This is a genomic window from Salinicola sp. MH3R3-1, from assembly GCF_001937155.1.
GTDB lineage: Bacteria > Pseudomonadota > Gammaproteobacteria > Pseudomonadales > Halomonadaceae > Salinicola > Salinicola halophyticus.
This window is the reverse complement of record NZ_MSDP01000058.1, coordinates 1-1348: the sequence shown is the minus strand read 5'-3', so window position 1 is coordinate 1348 and position 1348 is coordinate 1. Positions and strand designations below refer to the sequence as shown.

Sequence of the window (1348 nt, the reverse complement as noted above, 5' to 3'; positions counted from 1 at the left end):
GGTGTAGCTGAAGGTGACGTCGCGACTTTCGTCGGCAGCCAAAGCGTCGAAGTCGGTGCCGGGGGTGAAGGTGTAGCTACCGTCGGCGCTGAAGCTCAACGCGCCATTGCCTTGGCCCACGCCAGTGTCGAGCGCGTAGCTGGCGATGGTGCCATCGACATCGGTCGCGGCCGGAACCTGCCCACTGAGAACGCTGTTCTCGCCGGTAGGCTGGGTATCGGCGAAGGCGACCGGTACGTCGTTGGTGCCCGTGACGGTGATGGTGACGGTCTTGGGTGCACTGACGCCGCCATCGTTATCGATAGCGGTGTAGCTGAAGGTCACGTCGCGGCTCTCGCCGGTAGCCAGGCCGTCGAAGTCAGTGCCCGGGGCGAAGCTGTAGGAACCGTCGGCGTTGAACGCCAACGACCCATTTCCCTGGCCCACGTCGGTGTCGAGCGCATAGCTGGCGATGGTGCCATCGACGTCACTTGCCGCCGGAACCTGGCCGCTGAGGACGGCGTTCTCTTCCGTAGTGGCCGTGGCGGCCTGAACGACCGGGGCATCGTTGGTGCCGGTGACGGTGATGGTCACCGTCTTGGGATCGCTCACGCCGCCGTCGTTATCGGTGGCGGTGTAGCTGAAGGTGACGTCGCGGCTCTCGCCGGCAGCCAGAGCGTCGAAGTCGGTACCCGGGGTGAAGCTATAGGAGCCGTCGGCGTTGAAGCTAAGGCTACCATTGCCTTGGCCCACGCCAGTGTCGAGCGCGTAGCTGGCAATGGTGCCGTCGACATCCGATGCCGCCGGGACCTGGCCAGTCAGCGCGCTGTTCTCTTCCGTCGTGGCCGTGCCTGCCTGAGCGACCGGCGCATCGTTGGTGCCGGTGACGGTGATGGTGACCGTCTTCGGTGCACTGACGCCGCCGTCGTTATCGGTGGCGGTATAGTTGAAGGTCACGTCGCGACTTTCGCCGGCGGCCAGAGCGTCAAAGTCAGTGCCGGGGGCGAAGCTGTAGGAGCCGTCGGCGTTGAAGCTGAGGCTGCCGTTGCCCTGACCTACGCCGGTGTCGAGCGCGTAGCTGGCGATGGTGCCATCGACATCGGTCGCTGCCGGAACCTGCCCGCTGAGAACGCTGTTCTCGCCGGTAGTCTGGGTATCGGCGACGGCCACCGCCGCGTCGTTGGTACCGGTCACCGTTACGGTCAGCGTCGAGGTGGCGGTGCCACCCTGGCCGTCGCTGACGGTGTAGCTGATCTGGGTCTTGTCGGTCTGACCCGCGGCCAGGCGATCGAACGCCGTGCCCGGATTGAAGCTGTAGGAGCCATCCGCGTTCAGCGTGAAGGTCCCGCCATTGGAGCCGGTGATGGCC

1 protein-coding gene is annotated in these 1348 nt (G+C 65.7%); it reads right to left on the bottom strand.

The annotated features are described in order from the left end of the window. Window positions 1-1348, bottom strand: a 1348-nt coding sequence (locus BTW08_RS18225; protein ID WP_139313719.1) for an Ig-like domain-containing protein, incomplete at both ends; no start/stop codon positions are given.